Below are 25876 nucleotides of genomic sequence, written 5' to 3'. Positions count from 1 at the left end.
ATGCCGCCTGTGGACCCCGCCGTCGACCGCGTTTCTGACTACGCCGCGCCGCCCTCGGCGGGCGCGCCCCGAGAGCGCCCGCTCGTCGAGCTCCGCAACGTCGCTGCGAGCTACGTCGACCCATCGGGTGCCCGCGTCGACGTCGCCTCGGACCTCAACCTGACCATGCGGCCGGGCGAGATGGTCTACCTCATCGGCCCGACCGGGAGCGGCAAGTCGACCATCATGAAGCTGCTCTACATGGACGTCCAGCCCGAGTACGGGCTCGTCCGTGTGGGGCCGTACCAGTCGGACTCGACGAAGCCGAAGGACATCCCACTTCTCCGGCGGATGCTCGGCATCGTGTTCCAGGACTTCCAGCTGCTCCCCGACCGGAGCGCCTACGACAACGTGGCGTTCGCGCTCTACGCGACCGGCGTGCGGGGGAAGGAGGTAAAGGAGCGGGCACTCAGCGCGCTCGCTCAGGTCGGATTGGGACACCGGGCGAAGGCCCGGCCGAGCGAACTGTCGGGCGGCGAGCAGCAGCGGGCGTGCATCGCGCGCGCGCTCGTCAACCACCCCCGCCTGCTCCTGGCCGACGAGCCGACGGGCAACCTCGACCCGCGTGTGGCCGACGAGATCCAGAAGCTGCTGGTCAAGGTCAACCGCCAGGGGACCGCGCTCCTCATGGCGACGCATGACTACCGGCTCGTCAAGGCCTTCCCGGCGCGGACGCTCGCGCTCGTGCGCGGGCGGCTCATCGAGGTCGACCCGGCCTCGCTCTAGTGCGCCGCCGGTTGCCGGTCCTCCTGGCCGCGCTCGCGCTCGGCGCGTGCGGCGACGACGCGCCCACCCCGGCCCCGGTCGCCCCGCCGGGTCCGCCCGCCTCGGTGGACCTGGGGGCAGTGCAGGCGTCGTTCGACCAGTGCCTCGCGGGCGACGTGACCGACGGCGTCGCCCGGCTCGACTCCGTCCTCGCCGCGTCGCCCGGGGCGCCGGACGCGCTCGTGGCCCGTGGGCTCTGCCGCTGGGCCGGGTGGGACGACGACGGTGGGGATCCCGAGCAGGTCCGCGCTGCCTACACCGACCTCACGGCGGCCATTGAGGCCGTCGAGCGGGGGGGCGAGGCGCGCGGGACGCCCCTCGCCGACATCTACAGCCACCGGGCGTTCGTGGCCCAGGCCCTCGACGACGGCTGGGTGCGGACCCTCGAAGACCTGGACCGGGCCGTCGCGCTCGCGCCCGAGGAGCCGCGCCACGTCCTCGACCGGGGCGTCGTCCACTCCTACGCCGGCGACAGCGTCGCCGCGCGCCGCGATCTCCGCCAGTACCTCGCCCTCGCCGACTCGGCCGAGGCCCGGGACCGGGAGCCCCCGAGCTCCGCCCAACGGTCGGTGGTCGAGTCGCTCCTCGCAGACCTCGACGGAGATTCAGACCCGGTCCCCTGACGCGTCGAGGCCGGCGGCCTCGGTGAGCCCTCGCGAGGACTCCGGGACGACCGCGTGAACTCCGGGGCGCAGGCGCGGCCGTACGCGCGGGCGCGCACGAGGCGGGTGGGGGAGGTGACCTCCCAGGGCTGGGGATCGGCCCTATCTTCGCGGCTTCCCCATCCACTCCGCGCTCATCGCCACATGGAGCTCCTCTCCGCCGTCATCGATGCCATCAACAACGTGCTCCGGTGGCCCCTGGTCATCGGCCTGCTTGGGACCGGCCTCTTCCTGACGATCAAGCTCGGGTTCGTCCAGTTCCGCCGCCTCGGGCACGGGTTCGCCGTCGCCACCGGCCGCTACGACGACCCCGACGAGCCCGGCGACGTCTCGCACTTCCAAGCGCTCACGACGGCTCTCTCGGCGACGGTCGGCGTCGGCAACATCGCGGGCGTGGCCCTGGCGATCCACATCGGCGGGCCCGGCGCGCTGTTCTGGATGTGGGTCACGGCCCTCCTCGGCATGGCGACGAAGTACTCCGAGGTCACGCTCGCCCAGCAGTACCGCGACGTCCACGTGGACGAGGACGGGAAGGCCTGGGAGGGCTCCGTCTCGGGCGGCCCTATGTACTACATCGAGCGCGGGCTCGGGAAGAACTGGAAGCCGGTGGCCATGTTCTTCGCGTTCGCCCTCATGATCACGTCGTTCATGACCGGCAACGCGGTCCAGGCCAACACGGTCGCGACCCAGGTCTTCGACTCGTTCGGCGTCGACCCGTGGATCACGGGGCTCATCACGGCCAGCATCGTCGGCGTCGTGATCTTGGGTGGGATCAGCCGGATCGGGAAGGTGACCAGCATCATCGCGCCGGTGATGGCGGCGATCTACGTGCTGGGGGCGTTGACCATCCTCGTCCTGAACATCGGCGACGTCCCGGCGGCGTTCGGGCGCATCTTCAGCGAGGCGTTCAACCCGACCTCGGGCGTGGCGGGCACCGGCGCCGGCGTGTTCCTCCTGACGATGCTCTACGGCGTCCAGCGGGGGCTCTTCTCGAACGAGGCCGGCCAGGGCTCGGCCCCCATCGCTCACTCGGCGGCCAAGACCGACGAGCCCGTCTCGGAGGGCGTCGTCGCGCTCCTCGAGCCGTTCATCGACACGATCATCATCTGCACGATGACCGGCCTCGTCCTCGTCACGACGGGCGCCTTCGAGGCCACGGCGCCGGCGCCCATCGACCTCAGCGCCTCCAACGTGTCGATCGTCGAGGGCGACCGCGAGTCGGGGTTCACCGTCTACCAGGGCCAGGACCCGATCTCGTATGAGGAGGGCATCCCACAGATCCTCGACGGCCCGCGCATCGGCCGGTTCAGCGTGGGCGTCGACACGCTCTACGTCGACGAGGCCCAGACGCAGGTCTTCACCGGCACCGTCGACCCCGCGACCCGCACGGTCCTCGACGCCGACGGGACCGTGCTCACGACGCTCTACGGCAACACGGTCCGGACGAGCGCCCCGCTCACGACGCTGGCCTTCGAGCGCGGGCTCGGTCAGATCGGGTTGGGCGGCCTCGGGCGGTTTATCGTGCTGCTCTCGGTGGTCCTGTTCGCCGTCTCGACCTCGATCTCGTGGAGCTACTACGGCGATCGGTGCGCGAACTACCTGTTCGGCCCGAGGGCCATCCTCCCGTTCAAGGGGGTCTTCGTGATCATGCACTTCGTCGGCGCCGTCCTCGCGGTCACGACGATCTGGGACCTCGGCGACGTGGCCCTGTCGCTCGTCACGCTGCCCAACGTCCTGGCGCTCCTCCTGCTGTCGCCGGTCCTCAAGAAGCTGACCGACAGCTACTTCGAGCGCCGGCCGTGGGAGCAGAACGAGGTCGACCACAAGCGGGCCGTCCAGGAGGGCCGGCTGAAGCGGTAAGAGGGATGAGCGAGGGGCCGGGGATGGAGGGATGACCGCGTCGTTCGTCCTCCACCCGGACCCCTCCGTCCCGCCTCCCCCATCCCTCCCCCCATGCTGACCGTCGTCGACCACCCGCTCCTGAAGCGCGCGCTGACCACGCTCCGCGACGCCGCCACGCCCTACGGGGAGTTCCGGCGGACGCTGTCGGATGTCTCGTCGATCCTGGCCTACGAGGCCCTCCGCGACCTGCCCGTCACGACCTGCCCGGTCCAGACGCCGCTCGAGGAGACGGAGGGCTACCTGCTGGCCCGGGAGGTCGTCGTGGTGCCCGTGCTCCGCGCCGGCCTCGGGCTCGTCGACGGGTTCGTCCGCTACGTGCCCGAGGCGCGCGTCGGGCACCTCGGGATGTACCGCGACGAGCAGTCGCACGAGCCGGTCGACTACTACTCGAACGTGCCGCCGCAGGTGCGCGACGCCCGCGTGTTCGTCGTCGACCCGATGCTGGCGACGGGGGGAAGCGCGGCCGGGGCCATCAACCACCTCAAGCGGCGGGGCGCGAAGGACCTCGTGTTCGTCTGCCTCGTGGCGGCGCCGGAGGGCGTCGCGCGGCTCGAGGACTACCATCCGGACGTCCCCATCGTGGCGGCGGCGCTCGACCGCCAGCTCGACGAGAACGCGTTCATCCGGCCCGGCCTCGGGGACGCCGGCGACCGCATCTTCGGGACGACATGATGACGGTACTGGGGACCAGGGCCGGGAGAACGGGGAGCTCGGGCCGAGACGGTCGGGCTCGGCGGGGTGGATGGCTGCTCGCGCTGCTGATCGTGCTCGCGACCGTTGGGGGGGCGCAGGCCCAGGGGGCCGACGCGGTGCCTGGGGCGGACACGGCGTCCATCGGCAACCCGCTCGAGGCGCCGGTCACGCTGCAGGAGCCGCCCGCGGACACGGCGGCGCAGACGCCGACCGCGCCGTCGCTCGTGCGCGACAGCCTCGCGACGCGGCCGGCCGAGAGCTCGGCCGTCCAGGTCACGGTCCCGGACGTCGTGCTGCGCGGCGTCCCGTTCGGCGTCACGCTGACGGGGCTCGACACGGCTGACGGCGCGCTCGTGCGGGCCGGCGGGCGGACCGTGCCGGTCGAGGTGGCCGACGACGGGACCCTTTCCGCCTCGGGCCTCACCGCGCCCGACTCGGGCCCGACGACCGTGGAGGTCCTGTGGCGCGGCGGGGCGGTGGCGACGGCCACGCCGCGGACGCTGCCCGGCTGGCTCTCCATCGTCCCGCCGCTCCTCGCGATCGCGGTCGCGCTCGTGTGGCGCCGCGTGATCCCCGCCCTGTTCCTCGGCATCTGGAGCGGCGCCGTCCTCGTCGCGGGCGTCACGCCGGGCGGGATCGTCGGCGGGCTCTTCGCCACGATCCAGGTCTACATCCTGGACGCGCTCGCCGACGAGGGGCACGCCTCGATCGTCATCTTCACGCTCATGATCGGCGGGATGGTGGGGATCATCCAGAAGAACGGCGGGACGCAGGGCGTCGTGAACGCCATCGTCCGCTGGGCGAGCACGCCGAAGCGCGGGCAGACGGCGACGGGCCTCCTCGGGCTCACCATCTTCTTCGACGACTACGCCAACTCGCTCATCATCGGCAACACGATGCGGCCGGTGACCGACCGGCTCCGGATCAGCCGCGAGAAGCTGGCCTACATCGTCGACTCGACGAGCGCGCCGGTCGCCTCGCTCGCCCTCGTGACGACGTGGATCGGGTTCGAGGTCGGGCTCATCAACGAGGCCGTGGCCGGCATCCCGGGGCTCACGCTCGACGGCTACGGCATCTTCCTCGAGTCGATCCTCTACCGGTTCTACCCGATCCTGGCCCTCTTCTTCGTGTTCGTCATCGCGTTCACGGACCGTGAGTTCGGGCCGATGTACGACGCCGAGCACCGCGCGCGGACGACCGGCGCCGTCCTCGGCCCCGGCGCCAAGGTCGACGCGGCCGCGGAAGACAGCGAGCTGTTCGCGCCGCCGCCCGACAAGCCGCACCGCGGGTTCAACGCGATCCTGCCCGTCCTCGTCCTCGTGTTCGGGGTGATCGTCGGGCTGTGGGTCACAGGGGAGGGCGACACAATCCGCGAGGTCATCGGGAGCGCCGACTCGTACAAGGCGCTGATGTGGTCGTCGCTGGCAGGCGTGCTCACGGCCGTGCTCCTGTCGGTCGGGCAGCGGATCCTGACGCTCGACGAGACGCTCGACTCCTGGTACGAAGGGCTCAAGTCGATGCTCTTCGCCATGATCATCCTCGTCCTCGCGTGGTCGCTCTCGGCGACGACCGACGTGCTCCACACGGGCGACTACCTCGGCACGGCGTTGAGCGCGGCGCTGCCGCCCGGCATCGTCCCGGCCCTCATCTTCGTCCTCGCCGCGCTCACGGCGTTCGCGACCGGCACGTCGTGGGGCACCATGGGCATCCTCATGCCGCTCGTGGTCCAGCTAATGTGGGGCGTCATGGACGCCAACGGCCTCGCCGATCCGGAGCACTTCTACCTCCTCTACTCGGCCGTGTCGTGCGTTCTCGCCGGCGCCGTCTGGGGCGACCACTGCTCGCCGATCTCGGACACGACGATTCTGTCGTCGATGGCCTCGGGCTGCGACCACATCGAGCACGTCCGGACCCAGTTGCCGTACGCGCTCCTCGTGGGCCTCGTGGCGATCGGGCTGGGGACGATCCCGACGGGCTTCGGCTTCCCGTGGTGGCTCTCACTCCTGCTCGGGGCGGGCGTCCTGCTGGCGGTCCTCTGGTTCTTCGGCAAGCCCATCCCGGGGCACACTGAGGAGGTCGAGGTAGACGAGGCGTAGTGCCCGTCACGCCGTTCCACTTCGGTCCGGGGCTGTTGCTGAAGGGCCTCGCCCCGAGCCGGGTGTCGCTGGCGGCGTTCGTGCTGGCCAACGTCGTGATCGACGCGGAGTCGGTCGTGAACCTGCTCGCCGGCCGGTCGCCGGTCCACGCGACGTTTCACACGCTGGCGGGGGCGACGATCGCGGGCGCGGCGTGCGGAGCGCTCGTGGCCTGGGTGGGGAGGAGGAGGGGGGCCGCCTCGGCGGAGTGGCGGGCAGGGCCGGCACTGGTGGGGGGCGTGCTCGGCGGGCTCGGGCAGACCGGGCTCGACGCGATCATGCACTCGGATCTCCGGCCGTTCCTGCCCGTGTCGGCGGCGAACCCGCTGCTCGGAGCGGTCGACCTCGACCTGCTCCACCTCGCGTGCGTCGTGACGGGCGTCGTCGGGTTGGCCGTGCTCGGCATGCGCCAGTGGCGCAGGAGCTAGCGGAACCGCACGGCGTGGGGCGCCGTCGCCGGGGCGTGAACCCGCTCTACCTCGACAATCACCTCCTCGCCGTCTCGAAGCCGCCCGGCCTCCTCACGCAGGCCGACCGGACCGGCGACCCGGACCTCGTCTCGCTCGCCAAGGCGTACCTCAAGGAGCGGTTCGACAAGCCCGGCAACGTGTTCGTCGGCCTCGTCCACCGCCTCGATCGGCCGGCGAGCGGCGTCATGATGCTCGCGCGGACGTCGAAGGCGGCGTCGCGCCTCAGCGACCAGTTCCGCCGCCGCGTCCCGCAAAAGCGGTACCTCGCCGTGGTCGAGGGGGACCCTGGCGACGGCGGGGCGTGGACCGAGCGGGTCGACGCGATCGACAAGGGCGGCGGGGGGAGCGTCGACGTGGTGCCGGTGGGGGAGGGCCAGCGCGCGGCGCTCCGATACCGAACGCTCGCCCGCGACTCCGCTCGGAGCCTCGTCGAGGTGGAGCTCCTCACCGGCCGGAAGCACCAGATCCGCGCCCAACTGGCGGAGCTGGGCGCTCCGATTCTCGGTGATTTCCGTTATGGCAACCAGACTCCGTTCGCTGACGGCCGCGGTGTCGCGCTCCACGCCTACCGGCTGGTCGTCGAGCACCCGACGAAGCGGGAGCCCGTCACGGTCGTCGCCCCTCCGCCAGAGGCGTGGGCCGGCCTGTTCCCCGACGCCGTGGCCGAGACGGCCGGGTCCGCCGAGCCCTGAGCGGGGCCGACCGGGACGCCGCGCTCGGTCTGGCGCCTCGGTTGCATCCCGCGATGGGGAGGAGCACTTTCCGTACCCCGTACCCCGTACCCCGTACCCCGTACCCCTGCATGTCCCGTCCCACCCTCGACCCGATCGAAACGCGCGTGGCCGGCGCGCTCGTCGAGAAGGCCCTCGCCACGCCTGACGCGTACCCGCTCACGCTGAACGCGCTCGTCGCCGCGTGCAACCAGAGATCGTCGCGTGAGCCGGTGACGGACTACGGGGAGCGCGAGGTGAAGGAGGCCGCCGAGCGGCTCATGCGCCGCGGGTTGGCGGGAACGTCGGCTGGGGCGGGGCACCGGGTCGCGAAGTTCCGGCACAACCTCGACCGCTCGCTCGACTTGTCGCGCCGCGAACTGGCGGCTCTGGCCGTGCTGATGCTCCGCGGGCCGCAGACGTCCGGCGAGATCCGCACGCGGACGAGCCGCCTCGTCGACTTCGCCAGCGTGGAGGACGCCGAAGAGGCGCTGTGGATGCTGTCCGACCGCGACGACCCGCTCGTCGTGCGTCTGCCGCGGGAGCCGGGCCAGTCGACGGATCGCTACGCGCACACGCTCTCCGGTGAGGTCGAGGCCGCGGCCACGAGCACTGAGGCCGAAGAGGAGGCGGTTCCGGTCGCGGGCGGGCTGACGTTGGCAGAGCGTGTCGAGGTGCTGGAAGCCGAAGTCGAGCGTCTGCGCGCTGAGATGGACTCGTTCCGCGAGCAGTTCGAGTAGGCCGCTGGGACGACGGTGGACCGCCGGCGTCGGCGTCCCATGCCGCCCCGCCCGCTTTCCCCAACCGCGTGAACCGGACATCGAGTGGTGTACCCGTCTCGCCTCGGCGCCGAGGCGGGCGAGGTCGACTCGCGCTCCGCCGAGCCGTCCGCGGGGCCCCGCCGGGTGCGCTCCGATGGCGGTCGGATCGACCTCGGGGACCCCAGGGATCGCCCCACTCGCACGGGGTCAATCGTGTGACAAACCGGTGGCACTCGGGCTCCCGATCTTGGACCACATTGACTCCAGAGCCATGTCTCCGATCGGACCGACCAACATCGAACTCGCCGAGGCGCTCGACCAGATGGCCGAGGTCCTCGTCCGCCAGGGCGAGCCGAACCCGTACCGCGTGCAGGCCTACCTCCAGGCCGCGGCCATGGTGCGCGACCTCGAGGAGCCCGTCGCGCGGTTGTACGGCGAGGGCGGGCGTGACGCGCTCATGTCGCTGCCCGGCATCGGCGTGAGCCTTGCCCACCACATCGCCCAGTACGTCGAGACCGGACGGATCGGCCTCCGTGACCGCCTCCTCCGTGCCGACGACCCGGCCACGCTCCTCGCCACGCTTCCGGGCGTGAGCGAGCGGCTCGCGCGGCGGCTCGTCGATGAGCTCGGTATCGAGTCGCTCGCCGAACTTGAGCGGGCAGCCCACGATGGCCGTCTCCAAGACCTGGAGGGCATCGGCCCACGGACGACCGAGGCCATCCGGCTCCAGCTCAACTCGATCCTGAACCGCTCGGCCCGCCGCCGTGCGCGCCGGCTCCGTCGGCAGGTCGCTCAGCTCGCCGCCGTCCAGCGCCGCGCCGAGGTCGCCGCCGAGCAGGCCACGGAGGCGCAGGCCGAGGCCGCGGAGCCGACGCCGGACGCGCCTGAGGAGCGGCCCGTCGCGACGATCTACTCGCTCTTCCCGCCCGCCGCCGCCTAGCGGTCGGACCCCGGGTCCCGACTCCGCCTGCCTCGGCGCCCCCGCGCCCGAGGCGGCCGGACCGGTATCTGTCGGGCACTCGCTGCCCGTTCCATATTCCCCCTCGTCGCCCCCGCGAACCGCAGGCGAGCCCTACGCCCCCTTCCGCTCTGCGAAGTCCAGGAACCGGTGGGCGAGCGTCCGGCAGAGGTCGGGCGTGTTGCCCCACGCCCGGTTGTTGCCGACGACGTTGAGCACGACGCCGGCCTCGACGGCCTGGTACATCAGCGCCGTCGCCTCGTCGATCATCCGGTTCGCGTCGCGCGTATCGCTGAGACCAGCGGCCGGACCGTCGAACGGGTAGGCCCGCCGCCAGGACTCGGCGTAGTCCATGTCGCGCGGCTGGACGAGCCGGAGCACGGCCTCGCCCGAGCCTGAGGTGAACCGCTCATTCACGAGCCGCCACTGGTCGATGATCGGAGGGAGCCACTGCCAGTGTGAGAAGCAGAACCCGAGGTCGCGGTTCGCGAGCCACTCGAGGTAGGCGGGCGACAGGAGGTGCGACGAGCGGACCTCGAGGTGGTACGCCGCGTCGTTGGGCACCTCGGCGATAAAGCGGTCCCACTCCGCCACGAACTCGTCGGGGTCCGGGCTCTCGGCCGCCCGCTCGTAGGATTGTTCGAGGATGACACCGGCGAGCTTCACGCCCAGCTTCTTCTGCGCCGGCACGAGGAACTGGTCCGTGAACCCCTTCGGATCGAGGTAGTCGGGATTCTCCACGTAGGCCCAGCGCCCGTCGACCTTCCGCCGGAGCCGGCGGGCGACGTATTGCTGCGGCGCCTTCAGCAAGAACCGCGCGTTGGGCGGCGCGGCGTCCGAGTAGTGCTCCAGCGTGAAGAGCTGGGGCGACGGCTTGCCGGTCGCCTCGACCAGCGGCCGGTAGTACGTGAAGTCGATCTCGAGGACGCCGAAGTGCAGGAAGTAGTCCTCGACCGACGCCACGGGCAGGAGCCGCTCTTCGAAGGCCTGCCCGCCGACCGACTTCTTGCGCGTCGTGACCTCGCCGGCCCACACGTCGCGAGGGTAGACCTGGTCGATCCACGCCGCGTAGCGGTCCGAGGCGGAGCCGAACCGGAGGACCGGGTGGACCTTGCGGAGGTCGAACCGGTCGGCCTCGGCGCGGCGGTCGGGAACGGGGCGGGGGACGCTCACGCGGTCACCGAGGTGGGCCGGGGCGGCGCGTCCGAGGCCTCCCCGAGGTCGGGCACCGGCTGCTCGGGCGGCGTCTCGCCGGCGAGCAGGGCGCGGACGGCACTGCCCGCGACGACGAGGCCGATGGCGAGGACCCCGTAGTAGGCGACCGCCCGCCACGCCAGCAGCGCCGGTCCGCCGTACCCGGGCGGGAGGAGGGGGGCGAGGTACAGGACGTAGAGCGCCTCGATTCCACCCGAGCCTCCGGGCGTCGGCATGGCGAGGCCGGCGAGCCACAGGCCGGCCGTCCGCATCACGAACAGCACGTGCCGGAACTCGCGCCAGAAGCTGAGGGCGACCAGGAACACGATGCCGTATCGCCCGAGCCAGTACATCAGCGTGTAGCCGGCGCCCTTGAGGTAGAACGACAGGGGCTGCCCGCGGAGGACCCTCGCCTGGTGGCGGAGCTTCTTCGTCTCGCGCCGGACGGTCGGCTCGAAGCGCCGGAGCCACTTGAACCTGACGACCCAGTTGGCAAACCGCTCCAGGATCTCGGGCTTGACGAGCGTGGCGTAGGCGAAGAACGCGATGTAGATGAGCATCCCGCCGAGGTAGGCCGCCACGGTCCCGATGCCGGCCGCGCCGAGGGCCGTCGGGAAGACCGGCAGCCAGATCGCCGACACGTACAGGATCACGATGAGCGTCGCGAACCAGAGCTGGTCCATGAGCATCGTGAACAGCATGAGCGCCGTGACCTGGCCGTAGGCCGCGCCGTTCTCCTTGGCGATGAAGAACGCCGCGAACGGGGCGCCCCCCATCGCCGACGGCGTCACGGCCGACATGAAGTCCCACGTGAGCTGGGCCCGGAGCCCGCCCTTCACCGTGAGGGCCCCGCGAGAGACGTGCCGGAGCCGGAGCCCGCCCGCCGTGATCTGCAGGCCGAGCGCGCCGATCGCGCCCAGGAAGATCCACGGGTTGAACGAGGACCGGACGAGCGCGAAGGCCCCGGGCTCCCACGTGGCCCACAGGATGATGCCGACGGCCGTGAGGCTCAGCGCGACCGGGATCACGAGGTCGCGCTTGCGGACGCGCCGCCCGCGAGTCGGAGAGGAGGGGGGAGCCGGGGCGTCCATGCGTGGCGAAGATAGACGGGGCGGAGGCGCGTCCGGTTGCGTCGGCGCGCCCGGGGCGGCCTCAAGGGGGGGCGTGGGCCGGCCGGCGCGGCTCTTCACCGAGAGATCCCGCGGGGATCGCCGCTCGGTTGTCCGCGTCGGAGGAGGGCCGGTATCTTGGCGGCCCCTCACCGGGCGCCCTCTGCCCGGACCCAGGCTCCCTCTCACCCCGACCCGTGGAGACGTTCCTCTTCTTCGTGTTCGCCGTGTTCGCGGTGGCCGGCTCGCTCGGCATGCTCATCTCGCGGAGCCCGGTCGCCAGCGCGCTCTGGATGGTCCAGACGATGCTCGCCATCGCGTGCCTCTACCTCACGCTGAACGCGACGTTCATCGGGGTCGTCCAGATCCTGGTCTACGCCGGGGCCATCATGGTCCTGTTCCTGTTCGTGATCATGCTCCTCAACCTGGAGGAGACGCCGCGGCTGAGCGCCTTCACGTGGCAGCGGGCCGTGGCGTTTGTGGGGGGCGTCGCCGTCCTGGCCCTCCTGCTGACGGCCGTCGCCGAGCAGATCGACGTCTTCCCGACGCCCACCGACGTGCCCGTGGCCGTCGTCGACCCCGTGGATGAGGCCGTCGTCGTCGGGCCGGAGGGCGACGCCGCCGTGATCGACGAGGGCGAGGTCGCCGTCGTGCCCCTCGACCCGACGTCGGTCGAGCAGATCGGCGTCGCGCTCCTGACGCGGCACGCCTTCACGCTCGAGATCGTCGGTGCCCTCCTGCTGGCGGCGACCATCGGCGCCGTCCTCCTCGCCAAGAAGCGCTTCGTCTGACGCGCTGCCCCGGCCGCCTCGGGCGGTCGTTGGCCACCCCGACCGCTCCCCATGGATCTCACCTGGTACCTCTCGCTGAGCGCCGTGCTCTTCACGATCGGCGTGCTCGGCGTGCTCCTCCGGCGGAACGTGATCGTCGTGTTCCTGAGCATCGAGCTCATGCTGAACGCGGTGAACCTCACGCTCGTCGCCTTCAGCCAGGCGTTCGGCGACGTCGACGGCCAGATCCTGGTCTTCTTCGTGATGAGTGTCGCCGCGGCCGAGGCCGCCGTCGGCCTCGCCATCGTGATCGCCATGTTCCGCAACAAGCTCACGATCAACGTCGACGAGCTCCGACTGTTTAGGGGCTAGCGCCCCGGGACTGGCGGCTGGGGACTAGGGACCCCGGCCGCCGCATCCCCACCAGTCCCTAGTCCCCAGTCCCGCGTCCCTCCGATGGAACTCCTCGTCCGGCTCATCCTCCTCCCGCCGATCCTGGTGGCGGCGTTCAACGGGATGATGGGCCTGTTCTCGCCCGCCTACCGGAAGCAGGAGTGGCTGCTCGGCGGGCTGGCGCTGGCCGCCGTCGCCGTCCCGTTCGCGGTGACCTGCATGCTGTTCTTCGGCTTCGAGGGGGCCGAGGTCGTCCGCTACTTCACGTGGATGACGGCCGGCGACCTCCGGGTCGACTTCGCCTACCGGATCGACGAGCTCTCGCTGCTCATGACGATGATCGTCACGGGGGTCGGCTCGCTCATCCACCTGTACTCGATCGGGTACATGCACGGGGACTCCGGGTACTGGCGGTTCTTCGCGTACCTGAACCTGTTCATCTTCGCGATGCTCAACCTGGTGCTCGCGGAGAGCCTGCCGGTCCTGTTCCTCGGGTGGGAGGGCGTCGGGCTGTGCAGCTACCTCCTCATCGGGTTCTGGTACACCGACCTCAAGAACTCGGCGGCGGCCAACAAGGCGTTCATCGTCAACCGCGTGGGCGACTTCGCCTTCCTCCTGGCGATGTTCATCATCTTCAAGACGGTCACGGACGCGACGCAGGGGCCGTTCGGGCTCGACTTCGCGACGCTGCTCCAGCCCGAGACGCTCGCGCTCTTCGCCGGCGGCACCGGGTTCTGGGTGACGGTCCTCCTGCTGATCGGGGCGACCGGTAAGAGCGCGCAGATCCCGCTCTTCGTGTGGCTCCCCGACGCCATGGCTGGCCCGACGCCGGTCTCGGCGCTTATCCATGCTGCGACGATGGTGACGTCGGGCCTGTACCTCTTGGCCCGGCTCTCGCCGCTCGTCCTCACCTCGGGCGCGCTCTGGATCATCGCGACCGTCGGCGCCGTGACGGCCATCATGGCGGCGACGGTCGCCATCACGCAGAACGACATCAAGAAGGTGCTGGCCTACTCGACGGTGAGCCAACTGGGCTACATGTTCCTGGCGGCCGGCGTCGGGGCGTTCTTCGTGGCCATCTTCCACGTGATGACCCACGCCTTCTTCAAGGCGTGCCTGTTCCTCGGGTCCGGCTCGGTCATCCACTCGATGCACCACGTCGAGCACGAGCTGGAGCACAAGGGGCTGATCCCGAGCCACCACGGTCCGGGCAGCCACGACACGCCGCTCGACTCGGAGGCGACGCAGGACCCGCTCCGCCACAGCCCGCTGCCGTACGACGGCCCGTTCGATGCGCAGGACATGCGGACGATGGGCGGCCTCAAGCGGTTCATGCCGCTCACGCGCTGGACGTTTCTCATCTCGACGCTCGCCATCGCCGGGCTCCCCCCGCTGGCCGGCTTCTTCTCGAAGGACGAGATCCTCTTCCGGGCGTTCGAGTTCGGCCAGTCAGCCCACATCGGCTACGGGGTCCTCTGGATCGTGGGCCTCGTGACGGCGGTGCTGACCGCGATCTACATGATGCGGGCCTACCTCCTCACGTTCGAGGGCACGCCGCGCTGGCCGGATTCGATGGACACGCACCCGCACGAGAGCCCGTGGACGATGACCGTCCCGCTCGTCGTGCTCGCGGCCCTCGCGGTCGTCGGCGGCTTCCTCGGGCTGCCGCCCGTGTTCGAGGACATCGGCCTGCCGGGCAGCTGGATCCACGGTTGGCTCGTCGGTCACGGCGACCACCTCGGGCCGGTCGCGGACAGCCTCGACCCGCTCTGGGCGGGCGTCTCGCCGTACGAGCTGCACAAGCCGTCCCACGCGGTCGAGTGGGCGCTCCTGGGGCTTGGCGCCGCCATCTCCCTCCTCGGCATCGGCGCGGCCGTGTACTTCTTCCGCTTCGGCACGCGGGGTCCCGAGGCGGACCGGAAGGCGCGGAAGGTGTTCGGCCTGTTCTACACGCCCGCCAGCCACGTCTGGGGCTGGGACCAGTTCTACAACGCGACGTTCGTCAAGGGCACCGTGGAGGGCGCCCGGAAGGTGCTCGCGCCGTTCGACAAGAACGTCGTCGACGGCGGCGTGATGGGGCTCGCCGGGCTCGTGCGCGATGCGGCCGGGCGGCTCCGCGGCGTGCAGACCGGTGTGGTCCAGACCTACGCGCTCGCCATCGTGGTGGGCGTGGTGGCCGTCGTCGCGCTCGTCCTGTTCGTCTAAGCCCGCTCCCCGCATCTCGGCGCCGAGGCCGACCCTCTCGACTCCATGGCTGACATCCCCGGGCTCCTCTCGCTCGTCATCTTCCTGCCCGCGCTCGGCGCGCTGGCGCTCCTGGCGCTGCCGTCGGTGTCGTCGATCCGGTGGGCGGCCCTCGCGACGACCGGCGTCACGTTCGTCCTGTCGCTCGGGCTGTGGCTCGGCTTCGACCCGGCCGTCTCGACCGCCGAAGCGCCTCAACTCGCGACGCGGCTCCCGTGGTTCGGCACCGTCGACATCTCGTACTTCGTGGGGATCGACGGGCTGAACCTGCTGCTGATCCTGCTCACGACGCTCCTCGGGCCGATCATCGTCCTCTCGTCGTGGACCTACATCGGCAAGGCGCACAAGGGGTACTACGCGCTCATGCTGCTTCTCGAGACCGGCGTGCTCGGCGTGTTCGCGGCCTTCGACGTCTTCCTGTTCTACATCTTCTTCGAGATCACCCTGATCCCGATGGTGTTCATCATCGGGATCTGGGGCGGGGAGGAGCGGGTCTACGCGGCCATCAAGTTCGTCATCTACACGCTGGTGGGCTCGTTGCTGATGCTCGTGGGCGTGCTGTGGATCGGGTTCGAGGCCGGTGACGCCGTCAACGGCGGCGTGTTCACGACCGACTGGTACAAGCTGGTTCAGTTCGGGATGCCGCTGGGCCTGCAGTACGCCATGTTCGGCCTGTTCGCGCTGGCGTTCGCGATCAAGGTCCCGCTGTTCCCGCTCCACACCTGGCTGCCCGACGCGCACACGCAGGCCCCGACGGGCGGCTCCGTGGCGCTCGCCGGCGTGCTCCTGAAGATGGGGACGTACGGCCTGCTCCGGTTCGTCATCCCGTTCTTCCCGAACGCCTCCGAACGCATGGCGATGCCGATCGCGATCCTCGCCGTCATCGGCATCGTGTACGGCGCGCTCGTCGCGTTCGCCCAGACCGACGTCAAGAAGCTGGTGGCCTACTCGTCGGTGAGCCACCTCGGATTCGTGGTCCTCGGCGTGTTCGCCTTCGACACGATCGCCGTGCAGGGCTCGCTCATCCAGATGGTCAACCACGGCATCTCGACGGGCGCGCTGTTCCTCATCATCGGCATGATGTACGAGCGGCGGCACACGCGGGCCATGGCCGACTACGGCGGGATCGCCCAGACCGTCCCGATCCTGACCTTCTTCATGCTGTTCAGCGTGTTCGCCTCGGCCGGCCTGCCGGGCCTCAACGGGTTCGTGGGCGAGTTCATGATCCTCCTCGGGTCGTGGAACTCGCCGACGGTCGGGAACCCCGTCCTCATCGCCGTGGCGACGACGGGCGTCATCTTCGCCGCCGTCTACCTCCTGTGGATGGTGTACCGGACGTTCTTCGGGGAGGTCACGAACGAGGCCAACACGACGATGAAGGACCTCAACGGCCGCGAGATCGGGCTCCTCGTGCCGCTCGCCGCGCTCATGCTGATCCTCGGGTTCTGGCCGTCGCCGTTCCTCGCCCAGAGCGAGCGGGCCGTCCGGTCGCTCCTCGAGACGTCGGAGCTCAAGGCCGCTGCCGTGGCCGACGCCGCTCCCGACGAAGTCGTCGTGGTGCCCGTCGCGTGGCCCGACGACGTGGCGCTGACGCCGCCGCCTGCCCCCGCCGCGCCCGCGCACTAAGCCCGCCTCGGTGATCCCCCCAGCCCTCCCGCCCATGTCCCGGCTCGCCTCGCTTCTCGCGTTCGCTCTCGTCTTGCTGGCGCTGCCCGCCAGCGGTCAGGACGCGGACCCTGCCGATGGCCCTGCCGTCGGCTACGCGGTCGAGACGAACGCCGTCCCGATCCAGCAACCGGAGGCGACCGAGACCATGCCTGGCGACGGACCCGAGGGGGAGACGGCGCTCAAGAGCGGGGAGGTCGCCCTCGACGAGGGCCAGGGCGTCCACGGCGAGCCGACGGAGCACGCCGGCGACGAGGGCCACGGCGCCGAGCACCCGCCCCCGCCGGTGTGGCTCACGATCCCGTTCGTGGTCTTGCTGCTGATGATCGCGACGGGGCCGCTGTTCTACCCCCACTTCTGGCACCACTACTACCCGCACGTCGCCATCGCGCTCGGCGCTGCGTTCGCGCTGTACTACTGGCTGGGGCTCCACGACACGCTGCCCATCATGCATGCGGCCGAGGAGTACTTCGCCTTTATCGCGCTCCTCGGCGCGCTCTTCGTCTGCTCCGGGACGATCCTGATCAAGACCGACTACCCGGGGACCCCGAAGAACAACTCGGTCCTCCTGCTCGGCGGGGCCGTCCTGAGCAACTTCATCGGGACGACCGGCGCCTCGATGCTCCTCATCCGGCCGTTCATGCGGCTCAACGCGGGGCGGCTGAAGGCGTACCACATCGTCTTCTTCATCTTCATCGTCTCGAACGTCGGCGGCGCGCTCACGCCCATCGGCGACCCGCCGCTGTTCCTCGGTTTCCTTCGCGGCGTCCCGTTCTTCTGGACGGTCACCCACATCTGGTACATCTGGCTCCCGACGATCCTCGCGATCACGGCCGTCTTCTACGTCATCGACAAGCGGAACAAGGCCGAGAGCCTCCGCGAGGACGCCGAAGAGCACGGGGTGGACCTCGAGCCGGGCGAGGTCCCGGGCGGGCCGGTCGTGCCGGAGGCGCCGGGCGTCGAGGACGTCTCGGACCACCACGCGGCGGACCCCGCCGTGGCCCACCCGAACCGGGCCCCGGTCAAGCGCGAGTTCGAGATCGAAGGGAAGGCCGGGTTCCTCTGGCTCGGCGTCGTGATCGCGAGCGTGTTCCTCGACCCGAACGTGTTCTCATGGGTGCCCGACCTCCACGAGATCGCCCACGTCCCGTTCGGGATCCGGGAGATCATCATGTTCGGCGTGTGCGTGGCGGCCTACAAGACGGCCAAGCCCGCCGCGCTCCGGGGCAACGACTTCAACTTCGAGCCCATCAAGGAGGTCGGCTTCTTGTTCATCGGGATCTTCCTCACGATGCAGCCGGCGCTCACGCTCATCGGCCAGTGGGCCCAGGTCAACGCCGACTCCATCGGCGTGACGACGTTCTACTTCGGCACCGGCATGCTCTCGGGCGTGCTCGACAACGCCCCGACGTACGTGTCCTTCCTCTCGGCCGCGATGGGCAAGTTCGGGATGGACGTCAACGTGCCGTCGATGGTGAGCGACTTCGCCGTGGTCGGTGCCGGGACGCCCCTCGCGACGACGTTCTACCTCCAGGCGATCTCGGTGGCGGCCGTGTTCTTCGGCGCGCTGACGTACATCGGGAACGGGCCGAACTTCATGGTCAAGGCCATCGCCGAGAGCTCGGGCGTCCAGACGCCGTCGTTCGTGGCCTACATGGTCAAGTACTCGCTCCCGATCCTGATCCCGATCTACATCGTGGTCTGGTTCGTGTTCTTCAGCGGCTACGTCCTCCCGCACCCGCCCGACGCCGAGACGGCCGCGGCCGCGGCCGAGGCATTGGTCCGGACGCCCGGCCTCCTGCTCCGCTTCTAGCCCATGCCTGCCCGCGACCCCCTCTCCGACGACCAGATCGCCGCCGCCCTCGCCGACCTCGACGGGTGGCGCGCCGAGGCGGACGACGACGGCACCTGGATCGCCCGCGACTTCGCCTTCGCCGACTTCCAGGAGGCCTTCGCCTTCCTCGTGCGCGTCGCGTTCGTGGCGGAGGACATGGACCACCACCCCGAGATCTCGAACGTCTACGACCGCGTCTCGCTCGGTCTCTCGACCCACGACGCCGGGAACCGCGTGACCGAGACCGACCTCGCCTTCGCCGCCCGAGTCGACGCGCTGCCGGGCGCCGACGCCGCGTAACCCCGCTTCCCGTCGGGCCCGCCCGCCGCTATCCCCTCTGATGTACGACTTCTTCCTCGCTGACCTCGCCTCGACCGGCCCGATCCTCCTGGTGGCCGGCCTCGGCGTGCTCGTCGTCGTCCTCGACGCGTTCCGGAACGACGACGCGTCCATCCCGTGGATCGCGGGCGTCGGCATGGCGCTGGCGGCCGTGTGGCAGGCGTTCGGGGTCGACCACGTCGGGACGGCCTTCGAGGGGCAGGTCTACGTCGGCGGCGCCGCGGCGCTGGCGAACATCATCGTGCTCATCGGCGCGATCCTGAGCGTGGCCCTGACGGTCCCGTACCTCTCGCGGATCGGGCGGAACTACGGCGAGGTCCACGGGCTGATCCTCTTCGCCACGGCCGGCATGATGACGCTCGCGTCGGCGGGCAGCCTCGTGACGCTCTTCGTCGGCCTCGAGACGATGTCGGTGTGCCTCTACGTCCTGACGGGCCTTGTCCGCGAGGAGTCGACGGCGAACGAGAGCGCGCTGAAGTACTTCCTCCTGGGCGCGTTCTCGACGGGCTTCTTCCTCTACGGCCTCGCGCTCCTCTACGGCGCGACCGGCACGATGCAGCTCGCCGAGCTCGCGGCCGGCGTGGAGGCGACCGGGCGTACCGGCCTGTTCCTCGCCGGCGTCGGCCTCCTCCTCGTCGGGTTTTTCTTCAAGGTGTCCGCCGTCCCGTTCCACATGTGGACGCCCGACGTGTACCAGGGCGCCCCGACCTCGCTGACGGCGTTCATGTCGACGGCCTCGAAGGCGGCCACGTTCGCCGCGCTCGCCGTCGTCCTCGCGCGCGCCCTCCCGCCGGACCTCGTCGACGGGACGGTCCAGCTCACGCTCGCCGCCGTGGCCGCGATCACGATGGTCGTCGGCAACGTCGTCGCGCTCGTGCAGTCGAACGTGAAGCGGATGCTGGCCTACTCGTCGGTGGCCCACGCGGGCTACATCCTCGCGGGCCTCGCCGCGGGGACGGCCGGGGGCTACGGCGCCGCGCTGTTCTACCTCCTTGCGTACACGCTCATGAACGTCGGCGCCTTCGGCGTGATGGGCGCGCTCGAGTGGGACGACGAGCAGGGGGCGGGCCAGGACCTCGACAGCCTCGCGGGCATCGGCTACCGCAAGCCGTTCCTCGGCGTGGCGATGGGCGTGTTCATGTTCGCGCTCACGGGCTTCCCGCCCCTCGCCGGCTTTATCGGGAAGTACCTCGTGTTCGCCGCCGCCGTCGACGCCGGGCTCGTGTGGCTGGCCATCCTGGGCGTCCTCGCCTCGGTCGTCTCGGGCTACTACTACCTCCGCGTGCTCGTCGTGATGTGGATGACGTCGCCGGACGAGGCGCCGGACAACGCCCGGCTCGAGTTCCCGGTCGCCCGCGCGACGGCCGTCGTCGTGACCGTCTGCGCCGTCGCGCTCCTCGCCCTCGGCGTCCTCCCGGCCGGCGTCATCGACGTGACCGCGGCGGCGTTCGGCGTCGACGCGGTCGCGACGGTCGCGCCCTAGCCCGGCCCGCCTCGGGGACCCGGCGGGGGGCGTCGCTCGTCCCACGCGCATGACCGACCTCCTCCGCGAGTACCTCCCGACGGCCCCCGACCTCGGGCTCTACGTCGCGCCCGACCTCCCGGCGGCGAAGCTCCGCGCCGCCCTCGCCGACTACGCGCCCGAGGTGGACCCGGACGCGGTCGTCGCGCTCTACGACGCGACCCGCCTCGGCTCGGCCAAGGACGGCGCCGTGTTTCTCGACGACCGGCTCGTCTTCCAAAACAACGACCTCCAGCCGGCCCGGACGATCCGCTACGAGGACATCGTGGGCGTGCGGGCGAAGCGGAAGCTGCTCGGCGGGCGGGAGGTCCAGATCGACCTGAACCGGGCGCGGGCGACGGTCACGGAGACGCTCGACTTCTCGGGCCAGCCGGGCGCGGCCGAGTACGTCGAAAGGTTCCTCCAGCAGGTGTTGGCGGTGGGTGTACGGCCCGAGGCCCCGGCGCCGGATCCGACGGCGGACGGTGGCACGGATCACCTCGCTGTGGCAGAGGCGCTCGACCGGCTCGTCGCGCTCGGCCGGCTCGCCGAGGCCGACCGCCAGCGAATGCTCGACGCGCTCGGCGACGGGTAACGGCGGCAGGGGAGGGGCGCCGGTACGAATCGCGCGTGGACCTCGAAACGGCGCCCGCGGCGACGGGTTGAACAGGCACCTTCTCTCCCAACCCCCATCCCCATGGCCTTCGAGCTTCCCCCGCTCCCCTACGACTACGACGCCCTGGAGCCGCACATCGACGAGCAGACGATGCGGATCCACCACGGCAAGCACCACGCCGGCTACACCACCAAGCTCAACGCGGCCCTCGAGGGCACGCAGTGGGAAGACCAGCCGATCGAGGAGACGCTCGCCGACCTCGACGCGCTGCCCGAGGACAAGCGGACGGCCGTGCGGAACAACGGCGGCGGCTTCCTCAACCACGGCATCTTCTGGACCGTCATGAGCCCGAGCGGTGGCGGCGAGCCGACCGGCGAGCTGGCGAGCGCGATCGACGAGGCGTTCGGCTCCTTCGAGAGCTTCAAGGAGCAGTTCAGCGAAGCCGCCAAGACGCAGTTCGGCTCCGGCTGGGCGTGGCTCGGCTTCGGCCCCGAGCAGGGCCTCCACATCCACGCGCTCCCGAACCAGGACAGCCCGGCGATGCACGGCCACGTCGGCCTCCTCGGCGTCGACGTCTGGGAGCACGCCTACTACCTCAAGTACCAGAACAAGCGGCCCGACTACGTCGAGGCGTGGTGGAACGTCGTCAACTGGGACGAGGTGGACCGCCGGTACCGCGAGGCCAAGGCACAGATGGGCTAGCCCCGCCCCCTCCGCCTCGGCGCCGAGGTGGAGGGAGTCGCCCACGTGTGGGCCCGCGCCCCGACCGGCCGCCGCCGGTCGGGGCGCGTAGCTTTTTGGCCCCTCTCGACGGATCCCCTCGCATGGCCCCCCTCGTCTTCGACCACGACGTCGAAACCGTCGTCGGCAACGGCCGGCTGATCGCCCGCGTCCGCGCCGGGTCTGCCGAGTTCGTGTTCGCCGGCCCGGCGGCCGGCTACCGCGTCCTCATCGACGGCCGGCCCCTCTCGGACGGTGAGGTGCGGACGGTCGTGCTCCCCAGGCGCGTGCGCTATGAGGTCGCGGGGCGGGGCGCGCTCACGGCTGCCGCCCAGCCCGATGCCGCCCTCATGGTCCTGCTCGTCGAGTCCGAAGCAGACGCCGAGTGGGCCCTCGAATTCGCCGACGCCGACCCTGACGGTGACGTCGAGGCGGACGAGGTCGACCTCAGCAGGGGGGAGGCCTCCGTCTGGACCCCTGAGCCACAGCCCGTCTCGTCGGACGACGAGGGCGCGGCGCGGGGGACGCTCCGCGTGTCGCTGGCGGCCGACGCGCGCGCGGCGTTCCTCCTCGGCGACGGGGCCGCGGCGGCCCGTCTCGATGACCCGTTCGAGGCGGTCGAGGCGTGGGCGGACGAAACGGCCGAGCGTGGTCTCCGCCTTCGGACCCCGTACCCCGAGCTCGACCGCGCCGTCGAGTTCGCCAAGGCGCACCTCCGGCTCGGCTACGCCTGGGAGCCCGACGGCGCCGGCCGGCCCGGCGGCGACGGCTCGAAAATGGTCTGCGACATCTTCCGCTGGCGAGACGTCTGGAGCCGCGACTTCGGGTCCGGCTTCGGCCCCGGTGGCGTCGCGGCGGGCCTCCTCGACGCCGTCCTCGCCACGCTCGACTACGAGGCGGCGCGCCACACGGCCCACGACCCGACGGGCCTGAAGGTCTCCGACGACACGAGTCAGGGAGGCTCCGCGGAGGGGCTCGGCTGGCTCCTCACGCTGGTCTGGCGCGTCTACGAGCACACCGGCGACCGTGACTGGCTCGAACGGATGGTGGCCGCCTTCGAGCCGTGGATCGAGGTCTGGGTGGCCCGCGACGCCGACGAAGACGGGCTCATCGTCGACGTGACGGAGTGGATGGACCACAGCCGGTTCCTCCGCCTCGTCGAGGGCCAGCGGACGCTGTACTCGAACGTCCTGTACTTCGCCGCCCTCCGGCGCATGGCGTTCATCTGCGAGGCCTTGGGCCGCGACGACGACGCGGGGCGATACCGCGATCTCGCCGCGCGGTCTCGCCGGTCGATCCACGACGCGTTCTGGAACGACGCCGGGTACTTCAACAACGCCGTCCAGTGGGGCGTCCCCGACACGACGCTCATGCTGGCCGACAACGCGATCGCCGTCGTCGAGCGGGTGGCGGGCCGGAACGAGCGGTTCCGGACCCTCGATACGATCCGCGAGCGGTCCTGGCGGCCCTTCGGGACGGTGACCACCGACCTTCCGATGAGGTACGTCCCGGCCGACAACGACCACAACGGGCGTGTCTGGCCGTGGTGGATGGCTCACGAGGCGAAGGCCCGGTTCCTGAATTTCGACGCCGACGGCGGCCTCCACGTCCTCTCGAAGATCGTCGACACGTTCCACCGGCCGACGCTCCCCGGGCTCTGTGAGGAGTATCTCGAACCGGAGGACGGTGCCCAGGACGACGTGGCCGGGCACGCGTTCATCACCGGCTCCGGCGCGCTCCTCGACGCGGTCCAGTACGGGTTGGTAGGCCTCAGCATCCGCGAGCCCGGCGAGCGGCGGATCCGACTGGCCCCGGCCGTCCCGCGCTCGTGGGACACGTGGTCCGTCGACCTCGATCTCGCCGCGGGCCGACTCCGTTTTGCGGAGACGGCCGACGGCGTCCGGATCGTGCTCGACCGGTGTGCCGTCGAGGTGCTGGAGCTCCGGGTGCCGCCGCGCGAGGCAGTTGAGATGGTGACGCTCGACGGGGCCGAGATCGAGCCCGAGGCGGAGGAGGACGGCGCGAGCGCAACCCTCCGCATCCGCCTGACACCGGGCAAGCGCCACGTGTTGGAAGTGGCCTACGCGCCGCAGCGGGTGTTGAGCGGCGAGTTGGCGATGCCGCCGCTTCCGCCGCCGGCCCGCGTCGCTCGTCCGCTCCTCCTGGACGAGCCGCGGCTGTTCGCCGACAGCCTCCAGAGCGTCGCCCGCTCAGCCGAGAGCTACTTCGGCCGGCTCCGCCACGTGGCGGCCCGCGAGATCGGCGACCTCGACGGGGAGGGCGACCTCCTCGTGATCGTCGGCAATGAGCTGCCGTACCGGACGAAGCCGGGGAGGTCGGTGACGGACATGATCGAGGACTACCTCGACCACTGCGGCTCGTTGCTGCTCCTCGGCCCGCGCTTCCCCCGGATCGACTACGAGAACCACTACCATGGCGGCGCGCAGATGGGCGGCCACGCGGGCCTGTTCTGGTGGAAGGTGTGGTCCGACGGTCACTGGCGTGACTACGACCCCCGTGACGGCGACCTCCTCGACCACCCGGAGCCCGAGGGGACCGTCTACTGGGGCGACGGCCCGCTATTCGCCGCGTGGGAGCACGGCCTCGGCCTGTTCGGGTTCGAGACCGACTGCCGCGGCGTGTTCGACGTCGACGGCGGCGTCGTGGACCCCGACCAGCGCGTCGAGGTCGTCTACACCGACTGGACGGTCCGGAAGCCGTGGACGTTCACGCCGCTGGCGTTCACCGAGCGCGAGCACCAACTCGTGAGGGGCCCGAGGCGGGAGCGGTATCCCTGCGCGGCGCTCTTGCAGAACAAGGCGTCCGGGGCCAGGATCGTGGTGGTGGCCCCCTCGATATGCTCTCGGACGGACCTGCTGCACCGGACCCTGTCGCACGTCGCGGCGCCGGCCTGAGCGGGGCGCTCGGACTGGTACTATGCGAAGGGCCGCCGCATTTGCGATGAGGTGTGGTCTTCGTTGTCGGGCGGAACGCGTTGAAGGAGGGGGTTACGGCCCGGTCGTGTCTCCTCACGTCTGCGTACTATCCGGCCGACGGCCGCATCTTCCCGGCCTCATAACTCCTGGTTAGCTGCCCTCCGTGCCTACCCATGGGCGCCCTCTACCGACTCGTCAACCACTCGAAGCGCGAGGTCGTCTCGTTCGCCCACATCGGCGCTGGGACCCGGAACGAGTTGGCCGGCAACCCGGTCGCCGCGGCGATCACGACGCGCTACCTCCAGGACCACGCGGGCGACGCCGTCGCGTTCGTCAGCGACACGTACGACGACTGGCCGTTCCCCTCGGGGTCGCGGGACGAGTTGGCGACATACACGGACATGACCGACGTCGTCGTCGAGTCCCTCCTCGAGACAGGAGTGTTGGCGGACGAGGGCCGCGAGCATCTGTTCGAGGACGAGCCGGAGGTGTACACCCGGCGCCTGCGGAACGTGTGGTTCGAGGACTCGGACCCTAGCATGTAGCGGCCGGGACGATGGGTAACACTTTAGACCGGGACGATGGGTGACCCGGTCGAGGTCGCAGTCTAGGTCTTGAGCTGGTAGTCCCGCTCGTCGAAGCGGCCGAGCTCGGTCTCGTAGAAGAGCACGGCCCAGACCCCGTCGGCCACTTCCTCGAACCCGATCGTCTCGTCGGACAGGGCCTGGCTCAGGAAACGCTGGCGGCCCTTCATCTTGAACGTCCCACACCGCGAGACGCGCCGGACCTCGAAGTGCCCCGGGTACTCCGGCTCGGGCGGACGCTCGGGCATCGGGCGCGGCGACGGGGCGTAGCGGGAGGCGGGGGTCTCACCGCCGAGGCCGTCGTGGGGCCGCTCGTCGTTGAACTCGGCCCGCCACGCGTCGAAGCGTCGTTGCTGCGCGGCCATGTCGGCCTCCGGTGGGCGTGCCGTCTCCGCTTTCAGGGTCCGGTGCATCCGCTCGTGTTGTCCGTTCTGCTGGGGGCGCCCGGGCTCGATCCGGTCGGGCGTGATCCCGAGCTTGATCCACCACACGCTGAGTCGTGACAGGCCACAGATCGCCTGCGTCGCGAACGGGGTCCCGTTGTCGGTCCGGATCGCCGTCGGCAGCCCGTGCTCGCGGAAGAGGCGGTCGAACGCCCGGAGCGCCCCGTACTGCTCGACGGAGGAGTGGCCTTCGCAGCAGAGGATGGCCCGGCTGTGCGCGTCGCAGACGGTGAGCGGGTAGCACACCTCGCCGTCGCCGGTCCTGAACTGCCCCTTGTAGTCGGCCGTCCACACGTCACATGGCGCGTCGGCGACGAGCGGGCGGCTCCCCGGGTGGGCCGCCACGCGCCGACGGCGTCGCGGCTCGACGAGCCCGTGTCGCTTGAGGATGGTGCCGACCGTCGAGGCCGCAGGCAAAGGCGCGTCCGGGTGT

The 25876-nt window shown here is 70.8% G+C and carries 23 protein-coding genes; 20 read left to right on the top strand and 3 right to left on the bottom strand.

Translation table 11 applies throughout. The features are described from left to right. Positions 1-9: 9 nt before the first annotated feature. From BSZ37_RS14940 to BSZ37_RS14900, 9 genes are all read left to right on the top strand, one after another. Entirely contained in the window at positions 10-765 is a 756-nt protein-coding gene (locus BSZ37_RS14940; protein ID WP_218830519.1) for a cell division ATP-binding protein FtsE, read from the top strand. After that, complete coding sequence (locus tag BSZ37_RS14935; protein WP_095511321.1) at positions 765-1427, top strand: tetratricopeptide repeat protein; 663 nt, start codon at positions 765-767, stop codon at positions 1425-1427. Before BSZ37_RS14940 ends, BSZ37_RS14935 begins: the two co-directional genes overlap by 1 nt. Positions 1428-1610: 183 nt before the next feature. After that, on the top strand, positions 1611-3326 hold the full coding sequence (locus BSZ37_RS14930) for an alanine/glycine:cation symporter family protein (RefSeq protein ID WP_095511320.1): 1716 nt from the start codon (positions 1611-1613) through the stop codon (positions 3324-3326). Positions 3327-3419: 93 nt separating this feature from the next. Beyond that, positions 3420-4040, top strand: a complete 621-nt coding sequence (gene upp / locus BSZ37_RS14925) for a uracil phosphoribosyltransferase (RefSeq protein ID WP_095511319.1) — start codon at positions 3420-3422, stop codon at positions 4038-4040. Between the two features lie 92 nt (positions 4041-4132). Continuing rightward, positions 4133-6157 carry a Na+/H+ antiporter NhaC family protein gene (locus tag BSZ37_RS14920; RefSeq protein ID WP_218830518.1) on the top strand — a complete coding sequence of 675 codons (2025 nt, stop codon included), beginning with the start codon at positions 4133-4135 and terminating at the stop codon, positions 6155-6157. Beyond that, positions 6157-6624 carry a hypothetical protein gene (locus BSZ37_RS14915; protein WP_095511318.1) on the top strand — a complete coding sequence of 156 codons (468 nt, stop codon included), beginning with the start codon at positions 6157-6159 and terminating at the stop codon, positions 6622-6624. Before BSZ37_RS14920 ends, BSZ37_RS14915 begins: the two co-directional genes overlap by 1 nt. Positions 6625-6659: 35 nt before the next feature. Further along, positions 6660-7358 carry an RluA family pseudouridine synthase gene (locus tag BSZ37_RS14910; RefSeq protein WP_095511317.1) on the top strand — a complete coding sequence of 233 codons (699 nt, stop codon included), beginning with the start codon at positions 6660-6662 and terminating at the stop codon, positions 7356-7358. A gap of 110 nt (positions 7359-7468) precedes the next feature. Continuing rightward, on the top strand, positions 7469-8116 hold the full coding sequence (locus tag BSZ37_RS14905) for a YceH family protein (protein WP_095511316.1): 648 nt from the start codon (positions 7469-7471) through the stop codon (positions 8114-8116). Positions 8117-8408: 292 nt separating this feature from the next. Beyond that, the gene (locus BSZ37_RS14900; RefSeq protein WP_179299666.1) at positions 8409-9077 is read left to right on the top strand and encodes a helix-hairpin-helix domain-containing protein; all 669 of its coding nucleotides are present in this window, start codon (positions 8409-8411) and stop codon (positions 9075-9077) included. Between the two features lie 132 nt (positions 9078-9209). Here the strand turns inward: BSZ37_RS14900 and BSZ37_RS14895 are convergent, their stop codons facing one another. Continuing rightward, complete coding sequence (locus BSZ37_RS14895; RefSeq protein WP_095511314.1) at positions 9210-10268, bottom strand: DUF72 domain-containing protein; 1059 nt, start codon at positions 10266-10268, stop codon at positions 9210-9212. After that, on the bottom strand, positions 10265-11380 hold the full coding sequence (locus BSZ37_RS14890; protein WP_095511313.1) for a lysylphosphatidylglycerol synthase transmembrane domain-containing protein: 1116 nt from the start codon (positions 11378-11380) through the stop codon (positions 10265-10267). The genes BSZ37_RS14895 and BSZ37_RS14890 overlap by 4 nt, the downstream gene beginning before the upstream one ends. Positions 11381-11595: 215 nt before the next feature. On the opposite strand from BSZ37_RS14890, the gene BSZ37_RS14885 reads away from it, so the two are divergent. From BSZ37_RS14885 to BSZ37_RS14835, 11 genes are all read left to right on the top strand, one after another. Beyond that, positions 11596-12189, top strand: a complete 594-nt coding sequence (locus BSZ37_RS14885) for an NADH-quinone oxidoreductase subunit J family protein (RefSeq protein WP_218830517.1) — start codon at positions 11596-11598, stop codon at positions 12187-12189. 51 nt (positions 12190-12240) lie between these two features. Next, positions 12241-12540, top strand: coding sequence for an NADH-quinone oxidoreductase subunit NuoK (nuoK, locus tag BSZ37_RS14880; protein ID WP_095511312.1), 300 nt, complete (start codon positions 12241-12243; stop codon positions 12538-12540). Between the two features lie 84 nt (positions 12541-12624). Then, a complete protein-coding gene (locus BSZ37_RS14875; protein WP_095511311.1) occupies positions 12625-14766 on the top strand; it encodes an NADH-quinone oxidoreductase subunit L in 2142 nt (713 codons plus the stop codon). A 45-nt stretch (positions 14767-14811) separates the two neighbouring features. Beyond that, complete coding sequence (locus BSZ37_RS14870; RefSeq protein ID WP_095511310.1) at positions 14812-16431, top strand: complex I subunit 4 family protein; 1620 nt, start codon at positions 14812-14814, stop codon at positions 16429-16431. Positions 16432-16465: 34 nt separating this feature from the next. Continuing rightward, entirely contained in the window at positions 16466-18283 is a 1818-nt protein-coding gene (locus BSZ37_RS22395; RefSeq protein WP_218830516.1) for a sodium:proton antiporter, read from the top strand. A 3-nt stretch (positions 18284-18286) separates the two neighbouring features. Next, complete coding sequence (locus tag BSZ37_RS14860; protein ID WP_095511309.1) at positions 18287-18604, top strand: 4a-hydroxytetrahydrobiopterin dehydratase; 318 nt, start codon at positions 18287-18289, stop codon at positions 18602-18604. Between the two features lie 40 nt (positions 18605-18644). Beyond that, the gene (locus tag BSZ37_RS14855; protein WP_095511308.1) at positions 18645-20126 is read left to right on the top strand and encodes an NADH-quinone oxidoreductase subunit N; all 1482 of its coding nucleotides are present in this window, start codon (positions 18645-18647) and stop codon (positions 20124-20126) included. 49 nt (positions 20127-20175) lie between these two features. Further along, the gene (locus BSZ37_RS14850; protein WP_095511307.1) at positions 20176-20739 is read left to right on the top strand and encodes a hypothetical protein; all 564 of its coding nucleotides are present in this window, start codon (positions 20176-20178) and stop codon (positions 20737-20739) included. 102 nt (positions 20740-20841) lie between these two features. Then, a complete protein-coding gene (locus BSZ37_RS14845; RefSeq protein ID WP_095511306.1) occupies positions 20842-21462 on the top strand; it encodes a superoxide dismutase in 621 nt (206 codons plus the stop codon). 122 nt (positions 21463-21584) lie between these two features. Continuing rightward, positions 21585-24395 carry an alpha-L-rhamnosidase-related protein gene (locus tag BSZ37_RS14840; protein WP_095511305.1) on the top strand — a complete coding sequence of 937 codons (2811 nt, stop codon included), beginning with the start codon at positions 21585-21587 and terminating at the stop codon, positions 24393-24395. 194 nt (positions 24396-24589) lie between these two features. Beyond that, complete coding sequence (locus BSZ37_RS14835; protein ID WP_095511304.1) at positions 24590-24961, top strand: hypothetical protein; 372 nt, start codon at positions 24590-24592, stop codon at positions 24959-24961. A gap of 62 nt (positions 24962-25023) precedes the next feature. Here BSZ37_RS14835 and BSZ37_RS14830 read toward each other — a convergent pair whose 3' ends face one another. Next, the gene (locus BSZ37_RS14830) at positions 25024-25860 is read right to left on the bottom strand and encodes an integrase core domain-containing protein (protein ID WP_179299665.1); all 837 of its coding nucleotides are present in this window, start codon (positions 25858-25860) and stop codon (positions 25024-25026) included. Positions 25861-25876: the final 16 nt, after the last annotated feature.

The sequence above is a fragment of the Rubrivirga marina genome (assembly GCF_002283365.1).
GTDB lineage: Bacteria > Bacteroidota > Rhodothermia > Rhodothermales > Rubricoccaceae > Rubrivirga > Rubrivirga marina.
Note: the sequence above shows the minus strand (reverse complement) of the source record. Positions and strands in the feature narration are given on the sequence as shown.

Coding starts and splice junctions, on each gene's coding strand:
- BSZ37_RS14835 (WP_095511304.1), top strand. CDS start 24,590: ATGGGCGCCCTCTACCGACTCGTCAACCACTCGAAGCGCGAGGTCGTC.
- BSZ37_RS14845 (WP_095511306.1), top strand. CDS start 20,842: ATGGCCTTCGAGCTTCCCCCGCTCCCCTACGACTACGACGCCCTGGAG.
- BSZ37_RS14890 (WP_095511313.1), bottom strand. CDS start 11,380: ATGGACGCCCCGGCTCCCCCCTCCTCTCCGACTCGCGGGCGGCGCGTC.
- nuoK (WP_095511312.1), top strand. CDS start 12,241: ATGGATCTCACCTGGTACCTCTCGCTGAGCGCCGTGCTCTTCACGATC.
- BSZ37_RS14860 (WP_095511309.1), top strand. CDS start 18,287: ATGCCTGCCCGCGACCCCCTCTCCGACGACCAGATCGCCGCCGCCCTC.
- BSZ37_RS14870 (WP_095511310.1), top strand. CDS start 14,812: ATGGCTGACATCCCCGGGCTCCTCTCGCTCGTCATCTTCCTGCCCGCG.
- BSZ37_RS14900 (WP_179299666.1), top strand. CDS start 8,409: ATGTCTCCGATCGGACCGACCAACATCGAACTCGCCGAGGCGCTCGAC.
- BSZ37_RS14905 (WP_095511316.1), top strand. CDS start 7,469: ATGTCCCGTCCCACCCTCGACCCGATCGAAACGCGCGTGGCCGGCGCG.
- BSZ37_RS14855 (WP_095511308.1), top strand. CDS start 18,645: ATGTACGACTTCTTCCTCGCTGACCTCGCCTCGACCGGCCCGATCCTC.
- BSZ37_RS14840 (WP_095511305.1), top strand. CDS start 21,585: ATGGCCCCCCTCGTCTTCGACCACGACGTCGAAACCGTCGTCGGCAAC.
- BSZ37_RS22395 (WP_218830516.1), top strand. CDS start 16,466: ATGTCCCGGCTCGCCTCGCTTCTCGCGTTCGCTCTCGTCTTGCTGGCG.
- upp (WP_095511319.1), top strand. CDS start 3,420: ATGCTGACCGTCGTCGACCACCCGCTCCTGAAGCGCGCGCTGACCACG.
- BSZ37_RS14850 (WP_095511307.1), top strand. CDS start 20,176: ATGACCGACCTCCTCCGCGAGTACCTCCCGACGGCCCCCGACCTCGGG.
- BSZ37_RS14930 (WP_095511320.1), top strand. CDS start 1,611: ATGGAGCTCCTCTCCGCCGTCATCGATGCCATCAACAACGTGCTCCGG.
- BSZ37_RS14875 (WP_095511311.1), top strand. CDS start 12,625: ATGGAACTCCTCGTCCGGCTCATCCTCCTCCCGCCGATCCTGGTGGCG.